At 68.2% G+C, this 14,544-nt stretch carries 9 protein-coding genes; 6 read left to right on the top strand and 3 right to left on the bottom strand.

The window, feature by feature from the left end; all coding sequences use genetic code 11:
* Window positions 1-35: 35 nt before the first annotated feature.
* Together femX and IE242_RS24290 are read left to right on the top strand one after the other, a co-directional pair.
* On the top strand, window positions 36-1,157 hold the full coding sequence (gene femX / locus IE242_RS24295) for a peptidoglycan bridge formation glycyltransferase FemX (protein ID WP_189862737.1): 1,122 nt from the start codon (window positions 36-38) through the stop codon (window positions 1,155-1,157).
* Window positions 1,158-1,253: 96 nt separating this feature from the next.
* Complete coding sequence (locus IE242_RS24290) at window positions 1,254-2,285, top strand: alanine racemase (RefSeq protein ID WP_189862735.1); 1,032 nt, start codon at window positions 1,254-1,256, stop codon at window positions 2,283-2,285.
* Between the two features lie 186 nt (window positions 2,286-2,471).
* Here the strand turns inward: IE242_RS24290 and IE242_RS24285 are convergent, their stop codons facing one another.
* Together IE242_RS24285 and IE242_RS24280 are read right to left on the bottom strand one after the other, a co-directional pair.
* A complete protein-coding gene (locus IE242_RS24285; RefSeq protein WP_189862733.1) occupies window positions 2,472-3,980 on the bottom strand; it encodes a glycosyltransferase family 87 protein in 1,509 nt (502 codons plus the stop codon).
* 118 nt (window positions 3,981-4,098) lie between these two features.
* Window positions 4,099-6,762, bottom strand: a complete 2,664-nt coding sequence (locus IE242_RS24280; protein ID WP_189862731.1) for a transglycosylase domain-containing protein — start codon at window positions 6,760-6,762, stop codon at window positions 4,099-4,101.
* A 373-nt stretch (window positions 6,763-7,135) separates the two neighbouring features.
* Here IE242_RS24280 and IE242_RS24275 point away from each other — a divergent pair, with 373 nt between their 5' ends.
* From IE242_RS24275 to IE242_RS24265, 3 genes are all read left to right on the top strand, one after another.
* Entirely contained in the window at window positions 7,136-7,819 is a 684-nt protein-coding gene (locus tag IE242_RS24275; protein WP_189862729.1) for a PadR family transcriptional regulator, read from the top strand.
* Window positions 7,820-7,862: 43 nt separating this feature from the next.
* Window positions 7,863-8,945, top strand: a complete 1,083-nt coding sequence (locus tag IE242_RS24270; protein ID WP_189862727.1) for an inositol-3-phosphate synthase — start codon at window positions 7,863-7,865, stop codon at window positions 8,943-8,945.
* Window positions 8,946-9,044: 99 nt separating this feature from the next.
* Window positions 9,045-10,316, top strand: coding sequence for an MFS transporter (locus IE242_RS24265; protein ID WP_189862725.1), 1,272 nt, complete (start codon window positions 9,045-9,047; stop codon window positions 10,314-10,316).
* A 105-nt stretch (window positions 10,317-10,421) separates the two neighbouring features.
* Here IE242_RS24265 and IE242_RS24260 read toward each other — a convergent pair whose 3' ends face one another.
* Window positions 10,422-11,864: a CCA tRNA nucleotidyltransferase gene (locus IE242_RS24260; RefSeq protein WP_189862723.1), complete on the bottom strand. Its 1,443-nt coding sequence runs from the start codon at window positions 11,862-11,864 to the stop codon at window positions 10,422-10,424.
* 243 nt (window positions 11,865-12,107) lie between these two features.
* Between IE242_RS24260 and IE242_RS24255 the strand changes: the two genes are divergently transcribed.
* The gene (locus IE242_RS24255) at window positions 12,108-14,498 is read left to right on the top strand and encodes a DUF6049 family protein (RefSeq protein ID WP_189862721.1); all 2,391 of its coding nucleotides are present in this window, start codon (window positions 12,108-12,110) and stop codon (window positions 14,496-14,498) included.
* The last annotated feature ends 46 nt before the right edge of the window (window positions 14,499-14,544 follow it).

Here is a 14,544-nt window from a genome sequence, read left to right as displayed (position 1 = left end):
CCCATGGGGACACACCAGCCCGAGGAGCGCCCCGAATGAGCCTGACCCTGAGGACTATCAGCCGAGAGCAGCATCTGGCGTACATCCAGAGCCTGCCGGCGGCGAGCCACATGCAGGTTCCGGCCTGGGCAGACGTCAAGGCCGAGTGGCGTTCCGAGAGCCTCGGGTGGTTCGACGACAGGACCGGTGAGCTGGTCGGCGTGGGCCTCGTCCTCTACCGCCAGCTGCCCAAGATCAAGCGCTATCTCGCCTACCTGCCCGAGGGACCGGTCATCAACTGGTACGCGCCGAACCTCGTGGAATGGCTGGAACCGATGCTCGCGCACCTGAAGCAGCAGGGCGCCTTCTCGGTCAAGATGGGTCCGCCGGTGATCATCCGCCGCTGGGAGGCCACGTCCATCAAGAAGGGCATCCAGGACCCGGACGTGAAGCGCCTGCGCGACATCGAGGCCGACTTCATCGAGCCGCGCGCCTTCGAGGTGGCCGACAAGCTGCGCCGTATGGGCTGGCAGCAGGGCGAGGACGGCGGCGCCGGCTTCGGTGACGTACAGCCCCGTTACGTCTACCAGGTGCCGCTGGCGAACCGTTCCCTGGAAGAGGTCCACAAGAACTTCAACCAGCTGTGGCGCCGCAACATCAAGAAGGCGGAGAAGGCGGGCGTCGAGGTGGTCCAGGGCGGCTACCACGACCTGGAGGAATGGCAGCGACTGTATGAGATCACCGCCGTGCGCGACCGCTTCCGGCCCCGCCCGCTGTCGTACTTCCAGCGCATGTGGACGGCCCTCAACACCGAGGACCCCAACCGCATGCGGCTGTACTTCGCGCGGCACAACGGCGTGAACCTGTCGGCGGCCACGATGCTGGTGGTCGGCGGGCATGTTTGGTACTCGTACGGTGCCTCGGACAACATCGGGCGCGAGGTGCGGCCCTCGAACGCGATGCAGTGGCGGATGCTGCGTGACGCCTACGCCCTCGGCGCGACCGTCTACGACCTGCGTGGTATCTCCGACTCGCTGGACGAGTCGGACCACCTGTTCGGGCTGATCCAGTTCAAGGTGGGTACGGGCGGGCAGGCCGCCGAGTACCTCGGCGAGTGGGACTTCCCGCTGAACAAGCTGCTGCACAAGGCGCTCGACATCTACATGTCGCGTCGCTGATCCTGCGGCCCGGCCCCGCCGGTCCGGCGAATGCACCACAATTCCGTTTCACACCACTGACACACCGAAGCCACGAGAAAGGGTCCGGGACCGGCCATGGCGCTCACGCTCTACGTCGACACCGCGCGCTGGCGGGCACACCACAAGCACGTGCAGGAGCAGTTCCCGGGACTCGTCCCCGTCTGCAAGGGCAACGGCTACGGCTTCGGCCACGAGCGGCTGGCGGAGGAGGCCACGCGCCTCGGCTCGGACGTCCTCGCCGTGGGCACCACGTACGAGGCCGCCCGGATCAAGGACTGGTTCGGCGGTGACCTGCTGGTGCTGACGCCGTTCAGGAGGGGCGAGGAGCCCGTTCCGCTGCCCGACCGCGTCATCCGCTCCGTGTCGTCCATCGACGGCGTGTACGGCCTCGTGGGCGCCCGTGTGGTCATCGAGGTCATGTCCTCGATGAAGCGGCACGGCGTGAGCGAGCAGGACCTGCCCCAGCTCCACGCGGCCATAGAGAACGTCCGGCTGGAGGGCTTCGCCATCCACCTGCCGCTGGACCGCACCGACGGCTCGGACGCCGTCGAGGAGGTCATCGGCTGGATGGACCGGTTGCGCGCGGCCCGGCTGCCGCTGCACACCATGTTCGTGAGCCACCTCAAGGCCGAGGAGCTGGCCCGGCTGCAGCAGCAGTTCCCGCAGACCCGCTTCCGCGCCCGTATCGGCACCCGGCTGTGGCTCGGGGACCACGAGGCGACCGAGTACCGCGGGGCCGTCCTGGACGTCACCCGCGTCGCCAAGGGCGACCGCTTCGGCTACCGGCAGCAGAAGGCGGCCTCCGACGGCTTTCTGGTGGTCGTGGCGGGCGGTACGTCGCACGGGGTGGGCCTGGAGGCTCCCAAGGCGCTGCACGGCGTCATGCCGCGCGCCAAGGGCGTCGCCCGGGCGGGCCTCGCCACGGTGAACCGGAACCTCTCGCCGTTCGTGTGGGGCGGCAAGCAGCGCTGGTTCGCGGAGCCGCCGCACATGCAGGTGTCGATCCTGTTCGTGCCGTCTGACGCCCCGGAGCCGAAGGTGGGCGACGAACTGGTGGCCCACCTGCGGCACACCACGACGCAGTTCGACCGGATCGTCGACCGCTGACTGAGCCTCCACCGGGCCTCCACCGCCCGCTGAAGGCCTCGGGAGGCGTTCACCGGCGATGGGGCACCCAGCCGGCAGGCCGGGCGCGCAGAGGGCCGTACACGGATCTCAGTGTACGGCCCTCTGCGTTGCCGCACCGAGTCGGCGGTCACGCCCTTCGGGCGCGCCCCTCCGTGCCGCGTTCGCTCAGGGCGAACCGTCTGCCGGGCCCCTGCTGCCCCACTCGACGGACGGCCCGCCGACATACGCCGTCGAAGCCGGGGGCCGAGCGGCCCGGCCGAGCACGAAGACGTCCTCCGCGCCGTCCAGCACCCCACCTCCCGGATCGTCGTCGCCGGCCCGGCGCACCACGTCCCGCTCCGGCAGGTAGATGTCCCGTACGACGACCGCGCAGAGGTAGAGCGTCCCCAGGAGGTGGAGGACGATCGCGAGGTGGTACCCCTCGGGCGGCAGGCCCTTGTGGGCGTCGCCGCTGGTGGTGTACGCGAGGTACATCCAGATGCCGAGGAAGTACAGGACCTCGCACGCCTGCCAGATCAGGAAGTCCCGCCAGCGCGGCCGGGCCAGTGCGGCCAGCGGGACCAGCCACAGCACGTACTGCGGCGAGTAGACCTTGTTGGTGAGGATGAAGGCCGCCACGATCAGGAAGGCGAGCTGGGCGAAGCGCGGCCGGCGCGGGGCGGTGAAGGCCATGACGGCGATGCCCGCGCAGGCCAGCACCATCGCGATCATCGCGTAGGTGTTGGCCGTGTCCGCGGTGATCTGGATGTTGAACCTCTGGGAGATCACCAGGAAGACGGAACCGAAGTCGACGCCGCGCTCACGGCTGAAGCCGTAGAACTTCGCCCATCCCTCCGGTGCGAGCAGCATCACCGGGAGGTTCACGGTCAGCCAGGCCCCGACGGCACCCAGCAGCGCGGTTCCGAACTCCCGCCACCTGCCCGCCCGCCAGCACAGCACCAGCAGGGGACCGAGCACCAGGAACGGGTAGAACTTCGCCGCCGTGGCGAACCCGACGAGCACACCGAAGGCGAGGGGGCGCTCCCGCGACCACATCAGCAGCGCCGCGGCCAGGAGCGCCACGGCGAGCAGGTCCCAGTTGATGGTGGCCGTCAGCGCGAAGGCGGGCGCCAGGGCGACCAGAAGGCCGTCCCAGGGGCGTCGGCGCTGGGTGCGGACGGTGCAGACGGCGATGACCGCCGCGCAGACCATCAGCATTCCCGCGTTGACCATCCAGTACCACTGCTCCTGGTGCTGGATGCTGCCGCTGCCCGGCGTGAGCCAGGAGGCGACCTCCATGAAGACGCCGGTCAGTACCGGGTACTCCAGGTACTCCATGTCGCCGGGAAGCTTGTCGAAGTACGGCACGAGACCGTCGGCGAAGCCGCGTCCCTGGTACAGGTGCGGGATGTCCGAGTAGCAGGCGTGCGTGTACTGGGAACTGGCTCCGAAGAACCAGGCGCCGTCGTAGCAGGGCAGCTTCTGCACCATACCGAGGGCGAACATGCCGATCGCGACGAGCGCGACGACCCGTACGGGAGTCCACCAGGACGTCCCGAGCAGTGCGCGCCACCCGAGGGGACCGCCGATCAGCTCACTGCCGGCGGCCGCGACCTCGTCCTCCCTGGTGGGCCGCACGGGATCCGGCTCGTCCACGCTCACTCGCGTCGTGTCTGCACTGGGCATGCCGCACATCCTGCCGCACATGCCTGGGAATACGCCGAGGGCCGCCGCACCCGGTCGGGTGCGGCGGCCCTCGTTTCACGTGAAACGCCTCAGGATGGATGTTTCACGTGAAACGTCCGCGGCGGCGCTATTCGTCGTTCTCTCCGCCGCCGCCTCCGAAGAGGCCACCCCCGTTTTGGTTGCCTCTCGTGTCGTCCTCGCTCTCCGATGGAGAGCTGCTCACCTCGCCGCCCGGGCCTTGGATGTCGTTACCGGACGTGTCATTGCCTGCCGTGTCTCCGCAGGTGGGGTCGAACGGGTTGGTGCAGACGGTCTCGCTCGCCGACGGGCTCGGCTCGGTCTCCGTCTGGCTGGGCGACGGGGTGGGCTCGGGGCTCTCCTCCTCCACCGACTCGCTCACCGTCGGGGTCGGGGTCGGCTCCGGATCGTCGTTGACGATCTCGCCGATGGGCTTGGGCGTCGGGAACTTCTTGGCCGGCTGGCCCTTGAGCGCCTGCTCCATGTAGTCGTGCCAGATCTCCGACGGGAACGACGCACCGTGGATCGTCTTCTCGCCGCCCGTGCCGTACATCTCGAGGAACTCGCGGTTCTTCTTGGTCTCGTCGTCGTCCATGCGGTACATGCCGATGGCGGTCGACAGCTGCGGGGTGTAGCCGACGAACCAGGCGGACTTGTTGCCGTCGGTGGTACCGGTCTTGCCGGCCACCTCGCGGCCGGGCAGCTGGGCGTTGGTACCGGTGCCCTCCTCCACCACGGTCTTCAGGACGTCGGTGACGTTGTCGGCGACGTCGGAGCTGAAGGCCTCGGTCTTCTTGGCGACGCTGTCGTGCCGGAAGACCGTGCCGTCCTGGTCACTGACCTCCGACACGGAGTGGATGTCGTGCGCCGTCCCGCTGGCCGCGAAGGTGGCGTACGCGCCCGCCATCCGGATCGCGCTGGGGTCGGACGTACCGATCGAGAAGGACGGATAGTCGGCACTGGCGAGGCTGTTCGGGAGGATGCCGGCGCTCACGGCGGCATCCTTGACCTTGGACAGACCGACATCCATGCCGAGCTGGACGAAGGCGGAGTTGGCCGAGACCCTCATCGCCTCGCGGAGCGTGATGTCGTACTTGGGCGGATCGCCGTACGACTCATCGCCGTCGTTGACCTGCAGCCACTCCTTGCCCTCCTGGTCGTGCCAGACCGTCCTGTCGTAGTTGTTGATCTTCAGCTTGTTCTTGCCGCTGTACAGGCTTTCCGGGGAGGCGATGGTCCGGCCCCCGTCCTGCGCCTGCTCAGGGGGGCCGTCGGGATCGCGCACACCCCACGTCATGGCAGCCGCCAGGACGAACGGCTTGAACGTCGAGCCCACCTGCGCACCGGTCTGGTCCGCGTTGTTCGTGAAGTGCTCGGTCGCGTCCACGCCCCCGTAGATGGCCTTGATCGCGCCCGTTGCCGGATCGACCGAAGCGCCGCCGAACTCCACGTGGGTGTCCGTCTCCGGGCGCTTCTCGGGATCGATGTTCTCCTTGCGGACCTTGGTGACGGCGTCCTCGAGCTTCGTGACCATCTTCTTGTCGAAGGTGGTGTGGATCTCGTAGCCGCCCTGCTGCAGATCCTCCGGGGTGATGTCCGTGTTGTTGATGACGTAGGCCTTGGCCGTGTCGACGAGGTAGCCGATCTGACCGCTCAGCTGCGTGTTCGACCGCGGGTTCTCGATCTCGGGGAACTTCTTGTACTTGTCCCGCTCCGACTGCGGGATGCGGCCGTCCTTGACCATCTCGTCGAGGATCCACGCCCAGCGTTCCTTGGCACGCTCGCTGTTGGCCTCGGCGGTGGCAGCCGGATCGATCGACACGGCGCCGGCCGGGTCGTAGTACGTCGCTCCCTTGAGCACCGCCGCCAGGAAGGCGCACTGACTCGCGTCGAGCTCCTTGGCCTCCACGTCGAAGTAGGCGCGTGCCGCCGCCTGGATGCCGTAGGCGCCACGGCCGTAGTAGGCGGTGTTCAGGTAACCCGCCATGACCTTCTCCTTGGGCTCCTGGGCGCCCACCTTGATGGAGATGAAGAGCTCTTTGAACTTCCGCGACAGCGTCTGCGACTGGTCGTTCAGCATCGCGTTCTTCACGTACTGCTGGGTGATGGTCGAGCCACCCTGCGTCTGACCGCCCTTGGCCATGTTCACCAGGGCGCGCGCGATGCCCATCGGGTCGACGCCGCTGTCGTTCTCGAACGTCTTGTTCTCGGCCGACATGACGGCGTACCGCATCTCCGCGGGGATCTCCGCGTACGGGATGATCTGGCGGTTTATCTCACCGCCGGTGGCCACCATCTGACTGCCGTCGGCCCAGTAGTAGACGTTGTTCTGCGCCTGGGCCGCCTTCGCCGGGTCGGGCACCTCCACAACGGCATACCCGATGCCCGCAGCCGCCACCAGGCTCCCGAAGAAACCGATGAACAGTCCGGTCACGAGCCGCCACGACGGCACCCAGCGTGCGGCGCCGTACTTGCCCGCGCGTGGGTAGTCGACGAACCGTTTCCGGGTGGGCGGGGCAGCACGCCCTCTCCCGCGGACCGGCCCCTCGGGCGCTCTCCGGCGACTGCCGCCCTGACTTCTCTGCGCCGCCCGGCGGGCCTCGGCACGGCCGCCGTACGGGCGCTCCTCGCCTCCGGGGCCATAGGAGCCCGAAGGGGACCCGGTGGCGCCTCGCGGTGCCGCGCGGCGGCCGGAGGACGCCGATTGGCCGCGTCGGGCTGCGGCACGTCCGCCTCCCTGCGACGGCGGCGGTTTGCGACGGTGCTCGCTCATCGAACGATTACTCCTCGGGCAGGCGCGCCCCTGCGCGCCTGGAAACGGCAGCTGCTTTCCGGTCCCCCCGAAGTACGGATGCGGTCGGTACCACATTCACCCGTACTGCACCGGGGACGACGACGTCCTCGGACGTCACTTGGTTCCCGGTGGTGTGCATGGCGCACAGACTACGCATCGGCAAAACCAACCGAGCACCGAACTTCACCCCAAAACAGGCAAGTTGCATCCCACGAATCGGTGATGTGATCCCGTTCACCGTGCCCCCTCTTGTCGCAGCCAGAGGGGCGTTCTATCGTGCTGATGTATCGAGTCGATACATCAGCACGACATAAAGACGTCTCGGTGAAGCCGCGGCAGAGAGGAGGCGATCATGAGCCGGCGTTCCGGAATCCTTGAGTTCGCCGTACTCGGACTGCTTCGTGAGGCCCCGATGCACGGCTATGAGCTGCGCAAACGACTCAATACGTCACTGGGTGTGTTCCGCGCCTTCAGCTACGGGACGCTGTACCCCTGCCTCAAGACGCTGGTCGCGAACGGCTGGTTGATCGAGGAATCGGGAGGCTCCCAGCAGGACGCCCTCGCCGCTCCGCTCGCGGGGCGCCGAGCGAAGATCGTCTACCGGCTGACGGCGGAAGGTAAGGAGCACTTCGAGGAGCTGCTCTCGCAGACGGGGCCCGACGCGTACGAGGACGAGCACTTCGCCGCTCGCTTCGCCTTTTTCGGGCAGACCTCCCGCGATGTGCGCATGCGCGTCCTGGAGGGCCGCCGCAGCCGTCTGGAGGAGCGTCTGGAGAAGATGCGTGCCTCGCTGGCGCGCACCCGGGAGCGCCTCGACGACTACACCCTCGAGCTCCAGCGCCACGGGATGGAGTCCGTGGAGCGCGAAGTGCGCTGGCTGAACGAGCTCATCGAGAGCGAGCGGGCGGGACGGGACCTCAGGGGTTCCGCCACCGGGGAGACCGCTTCGCAGGACACGACAACTGGAGCATCGGGCGGCCTGCCCCGGCAGGGGGACGACTCCCGGCCGGATACGCCCGACGACACCGCCACGTGAGATCCGCTCAGGACCTCACTCGTACACACAGGGAGCAACCGGAATGGGTTCGGTTCGCGTAGCCATCGTCGGCGTGGGCAACTGCGCCGCGTCGCTGGTGCAGGGAGTCGAGTACTACAAGGACGCCGACCCGGCGTCCAAGGTGCCCGGCCTCATGCACGTGCAGTTCGGTGACTACCACGTCCGTGACGTCGAGTTCGTCGCCGCCTTCGATGTCGACGCGAAGAAGGTCGGCCTCGACCTCGCCGACGCCATCGGCGCCTCGGAGAACAACACCATCAAGATCTGCGACGTGCCGCGCACCGGTGTGACCGTCCAGCGCGGCCACACCCTCGACGGTCTCGGCAAGTACTACCGGGAAACCATCGAGGAGTCCGCCGAGGAGCCCGTCGACGTCGTCCAGGTCCTCAAGGACAAGCAGGTCGACGTCCTCGTCTGCTACCTGCCGGTCGGCTCCGAGGATGCGGCGAAGTTCTACGCCCAGTGCGCCATCGACGCCAAGGTCGCCTTCGTCAACGCCCTCCCGGTCTTCATCGCCGGCACCAAGGAGTGGGCGGACAAGTTCACCGAGGCGGGTGTCCCGATCGTCGGTGACGACATCAAGTCCCAGGTCGGCGCCACCATCACGCACCGTGTCATGGCGAAGCTGTTCGAGGACCGGGGCGTCATCCTGGACCGCACCATGCAGCTGAACGTCGGCGGCAACATGGACTTCAAGAACATGCTCGAGCGCGAGCGCCTGGAGTCCAAGAAGATCTCCAAGACGCAGGCCGTCACCTCGCAGATCCCCGACCGGGACCTCGGCGAGAAGAACGTCCACATCGGCCCGTCCGACTACGTCGCCTGGCTCGACGACCGCAAGTGGGCGTACGTCCGCCTCGAGGGCCGTGCCTTCGGTGACGTCCCGCTGAACCTGGAGTACAAGCTCGAGGTCTGGGACTCCCCGAACTCCGCCGGCGTCATCATCGACGCCCTGCGTGCCGCGAAGATCGCCAAGGACCGCGGCATCGGTGGCCCGATCCTCTCCGCGTCGAGCTACTTCATGAAGTCCCCGCCGGTCCAGTACTTCGACGACGAGGCCCGGGAGAACGTCGAGAAGTTCATCAAGGGCGAGGTCGACCGCTAACCGGCGAGCGACACGTACCGACTGCGCTCCTGCCAGGGGTTGTTGAGGGTCCCCGGGTCGTCTGCCCGGGGACCCTCCCCGTGTGTGAGGCTGGGCCCCATGTCCATCGTCCGTGACCTGCGCGTCCTGCTTCGCTTGCGGAACTTCCGGCGTCTGCTCGCCGTGCGGCTGCTCTCCCAGGGCGCCGACGGCGTGTACCAGGTCGCGCTCGCCACGTACGTCGTCTTCTCGCCGGAGAAGCAGACGTCCGCCGCCGCCATCGCATCGGCGATGGCGGTTCTGCTTCTCCCGTACTCGTTCGTCGGGCCCTTCGCGGGCGTCCTGCTCGACCGCTGGCGGCGCCGCCAGGTCTTCCTGTACGGCAACCTGCTGCGCGCCCTGCTGGCGGGTGTGACGGCCGTGCTGATGCTGAGCGGGGTGCCGGACTGGCTCTTCTACGCCTCCGCGCTCTGCGTCACGGCGGTCAACCGCTTCGTACTGGCGGGTCTCTCCGCAGCACTTCCGCGTGTGGTCGACGCCGACCGCCTGGTGATCGCGAACTCGCTGTCCCCGACCGCCGGCACGCTCGCCGCGACCGCGGGCGGCGGCCTCGCTGTCGCCGTACGGCTGGTCGTGTCGGACTCCGATGCCGCGGTGGTCCTCCTCGGGGCGGCCCTCTACCTGTGCTCCGCGCTCGCCTCCCTGAGCATGGCGCCGGCTCTGCTCGGCCCCGATCCAGAGCTGGTCCGGCCACGACTGGGGGCGGCGCTCGCCGGCATCGCACGTGGCCTGGTGGCAGGCGTACGCCATCTCACCGAGCCGGAGAGGCGGGAGGCCGCCTGGGCGCTGGCCTCGATGACGCTCATGCGGTTCTGTTACGGCGCTCTGACGGTCATGGTGCTGATGCTGTGCCGGTACGCATGGTCGTCCGACTCCGACGAAGGGCTGGCCCTTCTCGGTCTCGCCGTCGGCATCTCCGGCGCGGGGTTCTTCGTGGCGGCTGTGATGACTCCCTGGGCCGCCGGGCGACTGGGTCCCGGCCTGTGGATCGTCGCATGCGCCGCTTCCGCCGCCGTGCTGGTTCCGGCGCTCGGGCTCCCCTTCGCCCAGGTCCCCTGGCTGATCGCGGCATTCGTGCTGGGCGTCGTCACACAGGGAGCGAAGATCGCCACGGACACGCTCGTCCAGTCCTCGGTCGACGACGGTTTCCGCGGCCGGGTCTTCTCCGTCTATGACGTTCTGTTCAACGTCGCCTTCGTCAGCGCCGCCGGAGTGGCCGCCCTCATGCTGCCTCCTGACGGCCGCTCGGCCGCTCTGACGATCGCCATCTCCGTGATCTACGCGGCAGTCACTGCGACCATGACCGGCTTCTCTCGGCGACGTTTCACGTGAAACATCGCCCCGATCGCCACGGCGGCTGGGACGGACAGATGACAGCGGGGGCACGTTTCACGTGAAACATGCCCCCGCCCCCACAGGCACCGCAGGTCGGCGGCCTCAGCTCTGCTCGGCCCACCACTCCTTGAGCGCACTCACCGCCGCGTCGTGCTCCATCGGGCCGTTCTCCAGGCGCAGCTCCAGCAGGAACTTGTAGGCCTGACCGATGACCGGCCCGGGGCCCACGCCCAGGACATCCATGATCTGGTTGCCGTCGAGGTCCGGACGGATGGCGTCCAGCTCCTCCTGGTCCTTGAGCTGCGCGATGCGCTCTTCCAGGCCGTCGTACGCGCGGGACAGGGCATTCGCCTTGCGCTTGTTGCGCGTGGTGCAGTCGGAGCGGGTCAGTTTGTGGAGCCGGTCGAGCAGCGGACCCGCGTCCCGCACATACCGGCGGACCGCCGAGTCCGTCCACTCCCCGGTACCGTACCCGTGGAAGCGCAGGTGGAGCTCCACCAGGCGGGACACGTCCTTGATCAGCTCATTGGAGTACTTCAGCGCGGTCATCCGCTTCTTGGTCATCTTGGCGCCCACCACCTCGTGGTGGTGGAAGGAGACCCGCCCGTCGCTCTCGAAACGACGCGTCCTCGGCTTGCCGATGTCGTGCAGCAACGCGGCGAGCCGGAGGGTGAGGTCAGGACCGTCGTCCTCCAGCGCGATCGCCTGCTCCAGCACGATCAGGGTGTGGTCGTAAACGTCCTTGTGACGGTGGTGCTCGTCGCGTTCCAGACGCAGCGCGGGGAGCTCCGGCAGCACATGACCGGCAAGACCGGTCTCCACGAGCAGTGTCAGGCCCTTCCGCGGATACTTGGAAAGGACCAGTTTGTTCAGCTCGTCCCGCACCCGCTCCGCCGAGACGATCTCGATACGCCCGGCCATCCCGGTCATCGCCGCGACGACCTCCGGCGCCACCTCGAAGTCGAGCTGCGCGGCGAACCGCGCGGCCCGCATCATCCGCAGCGGATCGTCGGAGAAGGACTCCTCAGGGGTGCCGGGCGTGCGCAGTACCCGTGCCGCGAGATCCTCCAGCCCGCCGTGCGGATCGATGAATTCCTTGCCGGGCAGCGCCAGGGCCATCGCATTCACCGTGAAGTCACGCCGTACGAGATCCTCCTCGATGGAGTCGCCGTACGACACCTCGGGCTTGCGCGAGGTGCGGTCGTACGCCTCCGACCGATATGTCGTGATCTCGATCTGGTAGCCCTCCTTCTGGGCCCCGACCGTGCCGAAGGCGATCCCGACCTCCCACACGGCGTCCGCCCAGGGCCGCACGATCTTCAGGACGTCCTCCGGGCGGGCGTCCGTGGTGAAGTCCAGATCGTTGCCGAGCCGGCCGAGGAGCGCGTCCCGGACCGAGCCTCCGACCAGGGCGAGTGAGAACCCGGCCTCCTGGAATCGGCGGCCAAGATCGTCGGCGACGGGGAACACCCGCAGCAGCTCGCTCACCGCGTGGCGCTGCACCTGGCTGAGGGCGTGGGGACTGTCTTCGTTGGCGTTCGGCACAACAGAAAAGGGTACGTGCCCCCGGCGGCCACGGGCGCCTCCATGCGACGTGCACCAATGCCCCACATGATGGTGTACGGAAGCCGCATCCCGGCGGTTTCCTTAATACACGCGCATACGGGACACCTCGGCCTCGTTCGCCGATCTTGCGGAGCAGACCGCGGCACTTCCCTCAAGCGGGCATCGTTACCATGCGTGGACGCACATTCCAACGACCACTGACGACGAGGGACGGACGAGCGCGTGGCCGAGGCGGCAGACATCCAGGGGATGAGTTCCTCACCTGCCCGCCGGTGGCTCCGGCGCACCGGAGCACTGCTCGCGGGAGCCCCTCTGCTGGCCGGTCTGCTGCAGCTGTCCACCGCCCCGGGCGGACACGCCGCGGAGAAGACCTTCGTGACGGACGCCACCGGGTCGAGCACGGTGGACGTCTCCCTGAACTCACTGAGCCCCAGCGCGCCGACCGACGGCGACACCATCACCGTCTCCGGCACCGTCAGAAACAACGGCAGGCAGGCGGTCACCGACGCCCACGTGGGACTGCGTGTGGGCACGGCGCTGTCCGGGCGGGCGGCCATCGACGACGCCGCCAAGCGCACCGGCTTCAACGAGTACACCGACGGGGCGGAGATCGGCGGGAAGTACGTCGAGGAGTTCTCCAGGCTCGCCCCGGGTGTCGCACAGACCTTCAGCATCTCGGTGCCCGTCAAAGAGCTGGATCTCGGTTCCGACGGCGTCTACCAGCTCGGGGTCTCCCTCTCGGGCCGCACCCCGGCCGCGTCCTACGAGCAGGTGCTCGGCATCCAGCGCACCTTCCTGCCCTGGCAGCCGGACCCGACGGACACGCGGACCAGAACGACATACCTCTGGCCGCTCATCTCCACCACCCACCTGACGGCGGAGACGGGCCCCGGTGAGCAGCAGACGCCTGTCTTCCAGAACGACGACCTGACCAAGGAGATCTCCCCGGGCGGCCGCCTGGAGCGGATGCTGGCGCTGGGCAAGGATCTCGATGTCACCTGGGTGATCGACCCGGACCTGCTCGCCTCCGTCGACGCGATGACCCGCGCCTACCAGATCAAGACCGGCGACACGACCACCACGGCCGGCAAGGACCAGGCGATCGCCAAGCAGTGGCTGGCCGAGCTTCAGGAAGCGGTCGCGGACGAAGAGGTCATCGCCCTCCCCTTCGCCGACCCCGACCTGGCTTCCCTGGCACACAACGGCAGGACCGTCACCGGCTCCCTGAGCCACCTCAAGGACGCCACCGACGTGGCCGCCGACACCGTGGAGACCGTGCTCCACGTCGAACCGGACACGGACTTCGCCTGGCCCGTCGAGGGCGCCGTCGACCCGTCGATCGTGAAGGTCGCCACCTCCGCGGGCGCCGACAAGGTGATCGCCCGCAGCGACAGCCTGAAGGAGTCGACGAGCCTCACGTACACGCCGAACGCGGCACGCCCCATCGGAGGCGGTACGACGGCGGTCGTCGCGGACGCGCAGCTGTCGACGTCGTTCCAGGGCGACATGACGAAGGCCGGCAACTCCACCGTCGCGGTGCAGCGGTTCCTCGCCCACAGCTTGATGATCACCCTCCAGAACACGGGCAAGCAGCGCAACATCGTGATCGCACCGCAGCGCATGCCCTCCGTCAGCCAGGCCCAGACGATGGCCCAGGCGCTGACGGCCCTCCAGGACGGGAGCTGGGCGGAGTCCCAGGAGCTGGCGGAGACCGCGGCGGCCAAACCGGATCCCGCCGCGTCCACGAAGGTCCCGTCGGCATCGGCGTACCCCTCGTCCCTGCGCAAGCAGGAGCTGCCGACGCCCGCCTTCCAGGACACCCAGGACACCGAGAGCGACCTCGACCGCTTCAAGGTGATCCTCACCAACGAGTCGCGGGTCGTCACGCCGTTCGGGCGGACCTTCAACCGGGAGATGTCCGCGTCCTGGCGTGGCCGCACCACCGAAGCCCAGTCGTACCGCGAGGACGTGCAGTCGTATCTCGACAACCTCGCGGCCCAGGTGCGGCTGATCGAGAAATCGGAGACAAAGCTCTCGGGCCGCAGCGCCACGATCCCCGTGACGGTGCAGAACAACCTCGTACAGGGCGTCGACAAGCTGGTGCTGCGCCTCACCTCGAAACAGCCGAAACGCCTCGAGATCGGGGACAGCGCCTACTCGGAGCAGATCATCGAGGTCTCGGGCGGACACAGCCAGTCGGTGAAGTTCGACACCAACGCCAACGCCAACGGCGAGGTCGCGGTGGAGGCCCAGCTCTTCACGGAGGCCGGCGAGAAGTACGGTCCCCCGGTGACGTTCGACGTGAACGTAACCGAGATCACGCCCACGGTGATGCTGGTCATCGCCGGCGGTGTGCTGCTGCTCGTCCTCGCCGGGTTCCGGATGTACACACAGCGCAAGCGCGCAGCGGCCCGCCAGGCGCAGGAGGACGCTTCCGGGGAAACGGCCACCGGGGAGCCGGACGGCACGGAAGCCGTTCCCGCCGACGACTCCGCGGAGGAACCCCGTGTGCAAGGCGGCCCGAAGGAGCCGGAGCACCCGAGTGACCCGACTCCGGACACCGCACCGGAAAGCGCCGACCGGTCCGGGACGGGTGAGAGAGTGGACCGTTGAGCGATGTCGTGGCCGGTGGGCCAGGGGACGATGAGGTGGGGTAGAC

The sequence above is a fragment of the Streptomyces poonensis genome, from assembly GCF_014650915.1.
Classification (GTDB): Bacteria; Actinomycetota; Actinomycetes; order Streptomycetales; family Streptomycetaceae; genus Streptomyces; species Streptomyces poonensis.
Note: the sequence above shows the minus strand (reverse complement) of the source record. Positions and strands in the feature narration are given on the sequence as shown.